The following is a 6,764-nucleotide window of genomic DNA, read 5'->3' on the forward strand; positions in this document are numbered from 1 at the left end:
ACCTTTTATTCGTTCTGCTCAATTATTCACCATATATAGCTTAAAAGCTTTATATAAAGGTGATTATAAGCATTCTTAGGCATTTGACTAAAGAGGGTGATATCACATTTTATTGCAGACTCTTTACAATTGTTACAAGACCACTTTTAATTGTCAGAATACTCTACTTAACGTTGATTTGACGGGCTTTAAAATTTTTTAGACTCTCGAGAGTCTGATTTTTTTGATATCGAGACTCCATAGAGTCTGTTTTTTTGGACTTTTTTCGTATAAAAAATAAGACCACTTAAGTGTGATCTTATTTTAATTTTTAGGTTTGATTGATCAAATATTGATGTAACAAATGCGTCCTTTTGTACCTCATTTTGTATTTTGTTTTAGCTCTTTTTGACCATATTTCTGTTTAGATTTGGATGTTTTTATAATTTGTTTTTGAATAATAAGGCCTAAATAATTTCTTATTACTTTTATTTTATGTTCATTATAATGAATCATTTAGGGATATGTTTGAGATACTTTATTCAAAAAGTGATGAGTACAAAAATATTTTTATAGCAAAAATGTAAGTGTTTAATATAAAAAATATCACAAGAATTTATCAAACATGAGTAAGACATTTTTCATTTATTTATACTTTATAAGCAGTATGATAAATCATACAAGTGACCAATACGCGCTTTCTAAAAATCATAATTCGACTTAATTATGTACGCTAATATGACTTTGATTATGACTAAGTAGACTTAATAATAAAGGTAATTTGTTTTTTAATAGATAATACTTTTGACATAAGTTCACTTATCGGAAGTCATCTGTAACTCAATTATTAGAAATGGTATAATACAAAGGTCGTCGTTCACTTCTGTGCTGTATTTAGCATGGAAGGAGGTGACATCATGTTCAGTACACTATTTGTAACTATTATAGCTCCTATCGTAGTAGGAGTTATACTCACATTATTTTCTCATTGGCTGAATAATCGTGAGAAGTAATTTAGCGACGACATATAGCTAATACACCAAAAGAGCCCGATAACTATTCGCAGTAGTTATCGGGCTCGGTGTTTATCATGCTAGTACACTATTTGTTAAATTCAGTATATCACCAAGTGTAGATGAATGCAAAAATATAAGAAAAGTAAGTGCAATTCTATAATTAGAATTATTGATTTTCTTTGATACTATAAAATTGCTAACATTAAGGCTAATTAGTTGAATACAAAGACAAGATGGGAGTATTAAATGAAAAAGGTTAAATCATATTTAAAAAACATTCAAAACAACGAAGAGTATCAAAAAGATATAGAATTTCTTGAAAAGAAAAGTAATGGAAGGGAAGACAAAAAACTTATATTAGATATATGCTTTTTATCGACAATTCCCTTGATTTCAATTTATATTACATATTTTTTAAGTTTTTCCAATCCATTTGCAATTTTTATATTAATAATTATAGCTGTGCCAGTTTCTTATAAAATTGCTAAAATTCTATTGGATCATATGTACAAAGATGAGGATAGATTTCTAGCATTATATAGAAACTACGAAAAGGGAAAATTATTATTTCTTACTTTACCTATCATTGGACTCGTATCTATAATAGGAAGTTCATTTCTCTTCGATTATTTAATATTTAAACTGAATAATACGTCTGTAGAAATATTAGGGTCCACTCCTACTGTTGTATATCATATTATTATTTGTTTTATTCAGTCTATGTTCACGACTATGTTTTTAATAATATTTATTTATACTATTTTGGTTCTTATATATGGAAGGTTTACAAAATAAATGACTAGAGTACGCTCTAAATAAACAAAAATAGTCCTCTTATTAAAATAAGAGGACTATTTTTGTTTAAAATTATTCAAGACCATTCGCTTTCTAACATACTCATTTGCCATAAATTATAATATTCTCCATTTAATTTTCTAAAGTCTCTTTTTTCTCCTTCTTTTATAAATCCAATCTTTTTGTAACTTTTAATAGCTGATTTATTAAAGGCAAAAACACCTAATTCAATTCTGTGTAGTCCCAAATCTTCAAAAGCCTTTTTCAATAATTTCTTTATTATTTTAGGGCCTAATCCTTGGCCACGCATTTGCGGATCACCTACTAAAACTTTACTTAACGTGGCGGAACAATTTTTAAAATCTATATTATTTAAAGCAATATGACCTATAATTTTTTTTGAATTATTTTCTTCAATGATAACTTTATAAATTATTTTACTAGAATTTTCTTTATTTGTGTCTTTAATATATTCCTTTAATTGTTCTTCATCTAGGGGATAATTAAAATCTGTACCTGCCCATTTGACTAAAAGTTCAGGAGAGTTTATCCAGTTTATTAATAAATCAAAATCTTTCTCCTCAAAATATTCAAACTTAATCAATAAATTACTCCTTAAATAATAGGTTATTAACTATAAAAATTCAGTGAATGTTGCAATATAAACAACCACTACAATTTTTTGATACTTTCTTCATCAACTTTCTATCTTAAATTTTCGATTTTTTATAAAGCGTTTTGTATTATCTAAATAACTCTTTACAATTTACTGATTTTTAAGCTTTTGCTAATAGATTTATGCAACTTTAATATTATAAGTAAATCTATGCACTTCATCATTAAATTTAAATTCTGCCCAAATTTTATACATCCCTTTTTTAGGAAAATGAGCATAAAAGGTTGTAGAATCAGGTGATTCTGGGTGAACATGAATATAATCAGTTAATTGCTCATCAAATATAATCACATGTCCTAAAGCTCCTAAATAAGGTTGGGGAGTTAATTCTGTATTGAAAGTTAAAGGGACATGTTCATCTTCTTTAGCACTTATAGAATTTAAAGTTACATGAACTCCTTTGTTAACTTTTACCCAATTTTTATCAGAATTTAAAGATGTTGTAGAGGTTATTTTATCTCCAATTTGCAGTTCAATAGGATGAACGGAATACACATGGTTTTTTGGTGTAACATCAACAAAAGCCTGGTAAGTTCCTGGCTCTAATTGTTGGTTAATTATAAATAAACCTTCATGCTTTTTTTGAGGGTGTAGGTGGTAATATTTCTCCATGTCATTAGATACTAAAACGAAATGCATTTCTTTTTCATGCATAGTATCTAATAATGGGGCATTATTAAATTCATCTTCTAACGTAATTTCTATATTACCATCTCTATATACAACATTTGCTTTAATTTCGGGTTTGTTTGAATGATATTCATGATTATGATTCATATTTTTATCCTCCTTAATTTTTAATAAGGGCATATCATTAAACGATATGCCCAACTATTTAAATTATTTAATTACATCGTAACCTTGATCTTCAATAGCTTCTTTAAAGTCGTTGAAAGCTACTTGATTTTCATCAAATTCAACTTCCACATTCCCATTCGCCAAGCTTACTTCTGAAGATGTTACACCATCTAATCCATTTAATGCTTTTTCAATTGAATGCTTGCAATGGTCACAGCTCATACCTTCTACATTAATAACTTCGTTAGTCAATGTTGTCACCTCCTTTCAAGAAATATAAGATTCTTATAATTTCATACGTTTTAGACGTAAAGCGTTTGTGACAACACTTACAGAACTTAAAGCCATTGCTGCTCCCGCAACCCAAGGTGCTAGCAGACCAATTGCTGCTATAGGGATACCTGCAACATTGTAACCAAACGCCCAAAATAGATTTTGGCGAATATTACGAATTGTAGATTTACTTGCTTTTATTGCTTTTGGAATTAATAAAAGGTCTCCTCCTAAAATAGTTATATCAGCAGCTTCGATTGCAACTTCTGTACCTGTACCAATGGCAATACCAATATCTGCTTTAACTAGTGCTGGAGCATCATTGACACCATCTCCAACCATAGCTACTTTTTTACCTTCAGATTGAATTTCTGCTACTTTAGAAGCTTTTTCTTCTGGTAAAACCTCTGCAATAATCGTGTCTATACCAACTTGTTTTGCTATTGCTTGTGCGGTACGTTTGTTATCACCAGTTAACATAGCAACTTCAATACCTAATTCATGAAGTTTTTGAATAGCTTGTTGGGCAGTATCTTTAACTGTATCAGCTACAGCGACAACCCCTCTCAATTCGTTATCTACGCTTATAAGCATTGCAGTTTTTCCTTCTTTTTCAAATTGAGCGAGATTTGTTTCAGCTTCATTAGTTTGGATTCCTTTTTCACTCATTAGTTTTCGATTTCCGACAAAAAGTTCTTTACCATCAATTGTTGCATTTATACCGCGCCCTGGTATAGCTTCAAAATGGTCTACTTCTAAAAATTCTAATGATTTTTCTTTAGCATAACTTACGATAGCTTCAGCTAGTGGGTGTTCAGAACCTTTTTCTGCACTAGCTAACAATTGTAATGTTTGATCATCTCCACTAAAATCAGTGACTTCAGGTGTGCCATTTGTTATAGTGCCAGTTTTATCTAAAACAACTGTATTAATAGCGTGTGTACCTTCAATGTGTTCTCCACCTTTAAATAGAATGCCATTTTCAGCAGCTTTTCCGGTACCCACCATTATAGAAGTAGGCGTAGCTAAGCCTAACGCACAAGGACAAGCGATAACTAATACTGCTATTGCAGCAACTAAGGCTGGTTCAAATTGTCCCGGCTGAACTAATGAAATCCATATAATAAATGTGAAAATCGCGATACCTACAACGATAGGTACAAAATATCCAGAAATAATATCTGCTAGTCTTTGTATTGGCGCTTTAGAACCTTGCGCTTCTTCGACAACTTTAACAATGGAGGCAAGAGCTGTATCTTTACCAACTTTTGTTGCTTCAACAGTAATTGCTCCATTTTTATTCATTGTTGATCCTATAACATTATCATTTTGCATTTTTTCAACAGGAATAGATTCACCTGTCAACATTGACTCGTCAATTGAAGTCATACCTTTAATTATTTTGCCATCTACTGGTATTTTTTCTCCTGGTTTGATAACTAAATAGTCTCCTTCTTTTACCTCACTTAAAGGAACCATAGTCTCTTCACCGTTGCGTAATATACGTGCTTCTTTAGCTTGTAAATTCAACAATTTACTTAACGCATTTGTTGTTTGTGTTTTAGCACGTGCTTCTAAATACTTTCCGAAAAGAATTAAAGTAATTAATACAGCACTTGTTTCAAAATATAGGTGTGGCTCATAATTTGTATTAATTAACCACTTAATCGATTCATAAATACTATAAAAGAAGGCTGCGCTTGTACCTAAAGCGACAAGAACATCCATATTTGCTGACCCATTACGAAGGTTTTTATAAGCGCCTACATAAAATTGCCAACCAATAACAAATTGAACAGGCGTTGCTAATACAAATTGGAACCACGGGTTCATAAATATATGTGGTATTTGAATACCAAATAAATGAACGAACATTGTCATTAACAATGGAGCTGCTAAAACAGCTGAAACAACTAATTTAATTAACTGTCGTTTTAATTGTTTTTCTTTTTGGGAACTTTTTTCTGATGCTTCTTTTTTAGGTTGTGCCTCATACCCTAGGTTTTTAATACGTTGTTGAAATTCATCTACAGACGTCATATCAGGGTTGTATTCTACAGTAGCACTTTCTGTGGTTAAATTAACTGTAGCCTTATTTACACCTGAGATTCGATTTAAAACTTTTTCGATTTTATTCGAACAAGCTGCACACGTCATTCCCATTACATCGAGATCCACTTTTTCGGTTAAAACTCCATAACCTGTTTTTTGAATTGTATTTGCAATATCTTCTAATGATGTAACATTGGGGTTATATTCAATTGTAGCTTTCTCTGTAGAAGGATTTACATTAGCGTTAACTTCATCTAATTTATTTAGATTTTTTTCTACTTTATTCGAGCAAGCTGCACATGTCATGCCTGTGATACCTAATGAGGTTTTTTTAATATTTTCACTCAATTATTTCTTTCCTCCTATTTTGAAAATTGTTTTAATACAACCATCAATTCTTTGATACTTTCTTCTCCGTTGCCATTTTTAATACCTTCACTTACACAATTAGATATATGGTCTTCAGTTACTATAAAACCCACTTGTTTTAGGGCTGATTGTATTGCTGTTATTTGTACTAGTACATCTATACAATATCTATCTTCTGCTATCATTGATTGTAAACCGCGCATTTGTCCTTCTAATCTTTTGAGTCTATTGAGCAATGCGTCATTGTTTTTAACAGTAGTAGTGTTCAATTTCACCCCTCCTCATATACCCTAACGGGGTATCTCTTGTTGGAATCTATATTATACCCCTAGTAGGTATAAGTCAATACAAAAGTTTCATATAAAAAATTAATATTTATAGTTTGTTTTAAGAGGTACACTTGTATAAAATGTATGCTAAAACTTATATTAGGAGAGATATATTTGGATAAAAATATACAACTTGAGCTTTACACAAGACCTACATGCTCTGATTGCCAAGAATCAAAAAGGTATTTAAACTCTCAAGAGATTAGTTATAGTCATAAAGATGTAAGTCAAAATTTGGACTTAGAAGAAGAAATGAAAAAAATATCAGGCAACCGAATTGTTCCCTTATTTGTTTTTTATAAAAAAATTTTTTGGGGTAAAAAAAAGTTGTTTAAATATTACGTGGGATTTGAAAATAACAAAAAAGATATATTAAATATATTGGAATAATTAAATAAACAGCCATTATTAAAAAATAATGGCTGTTTATTTAATGATGATGTTGACGGTTCTGTTGCAAAGTTGAATTTATAGTAT

The 6,764-nt window shown here is 30.3% G+C and carries 8 protein-coding genes; 3 read left to right on the plus strand and 5 right to left on the minus strand.

What is annotated here, in order from left to right:
- Positions 1 to 896: 896 nt before the first annotated feature.
- Positions 897 to 992: a type I toxin-antitoxin system Fst family toxin gene (locus HMPREF2706_RS11830; protein ID WP_000493115.1), complete on the plus strand. Its 96-nt coding sequence runs from the start codon at positions 897 to 899 to the stop codon at positions 990 to 992.
- 249 nt (positions 993 to 1,241) lie between these two features.
- Positions 1,242 to 1,790 (plus strand): hypothetical protein, encoded by a 549-nt coding sequence (locus HMPREF2706_RS02670; RefSeq protein ID WP_002441962.1) that lies wholly within the window; start codon positions 1,242 to 1,244, stop codon positions 1,788 to 1,790.
- A gap of 76 nt (positions 1,791 to 1,866) precedes the next feature.
- On the opposite strand, the gene HMPREF2706_RS02675 is transcribed toward HMPREF2706_RS02670, so the two are convergent.
- The 5 genes from HMPREF2706_RS02675 to HMPREF2706_RS02695 all read right to left on the minus strand — a co-directional run bounded on the left by HMPREF2706_RS02675 (position 1,867) and on the right by HMPREF2706_RS02695 (position 6,227).
- Complete coding sequence (locus HMPREF2706_RS02675; RefSeq protein WP_001831394.1) at positions 1,867 to 2,394, minus strand: GNAT family N-acetyltransferase; 528 nt, start codon at positions 2,392 to 2,394, stop codon at positions 1,867 to 1,869.
- Between the two features lie 192 nt (positions 2,395 to 2,586).
- Positions 2,587 to 3,243 (minus strand): hypothetical protein, encoded by a 657-nt coding sequence (locus HMPREF2706_RS02680; protein ID WP_001831384.1) that lies wholly within the window; start codon positions 3,241 to 3,243, stop codon positions 2,587 to 2,589.
- Between the two features lie 63 nt (positions 3,244 to 3,306).
- A complete protein-coding gene (gene copZ / locus HMPREF2706_RS02685; protein ID WP_001831373.1) occupies positions 3,307 to 3,516 on the minus strand; it encodes a copper chaperone CopZ in 210 nt (69 codons plus the stop codon).
- A 33-nt stretch (positions 3,517 to 3,549) separates the two neighbouring features.
- The gene (locus tag HMPREF2706_RS02690; RefSeq protein ID WP_001832797.1) at positions 3,550 to 5,937 is read right to left on the minus strand and encodes a heavy metal translocating P-type ATPase; all 2,388 of its coding nucleotides are present in this window, start codon (positions 5,935 to 5,937) and stop codon (positions 3,550 to 3,552) included.
- 14 nt (positions 5,938 to 5,951) lie between these two features.
- On the minus strand, positions 5,952 to 6,227 hold the full coding sequence (locus HMPREF2706_RS02695) for a metal-sensing transcriptional repressor (RefSeq protein ID WP_001831396.1): 276 nt from the start codon (positions 6,225 to 6,227) through the stop codon (positions 5,952 to 5,954).
- 174 nt (positions 6,228 to 6,401) lie between these two features.
- On the opposite strand from HMPREF2706_RS02695, the gene HMPREF2706_RS02700 reads away from it, so the two are divergent.
- On the plus strand, positions 6,402 to 6,677 hold the full coding sequence (locus HMPREF2706_RS02700; RefSeq protein WP_001831374.1) for a glutaredoxin family protein: 276 nt from the start codon (positions 6,402 to 6,404) through the stop codon (positions 6,675 to 6,677).
- The last annotated feature ends 87 nt before the right edge of the window (positions 6,678 to 6,764 follow it).

Origin of the sequence: Staphylococcus sp. HMSC067F07, from assembly GCF_001837405.1 — a bacterium.
In the GTDB taxonomy this organism is placed as follows: Bacteria; Bacillota; Bacilli; order Staphylococcales; family Staphylococcaceae; genus Staphylococcus; species Staphylococcus capitis.

Bases quoted from the DNA above. Each gene is read 5' to 3' on its own strand.
- HMPREF2706_RS11830 (WP_000493115.1), top strand. From the start codon at position 897: ATGTTCAGTACACTATTTGTAACTATTATAGCTCCTATCGTAGTAGGA.
- HMPREF2706_RS02670 (WP_002441962.1), top strand. From the start codon at position 1,242: ATGAAAAAGGTTAAATCATATTTAAAAAACATTCAAAACAACGAAGAG.
- HMPREF2706_RS02680 (WP_001831384.1), bottom strand. From the start codon at position 3,243: ATGAATCATAATCATGAATATCATTCAAACAAACCCGAAATTAAAGCA.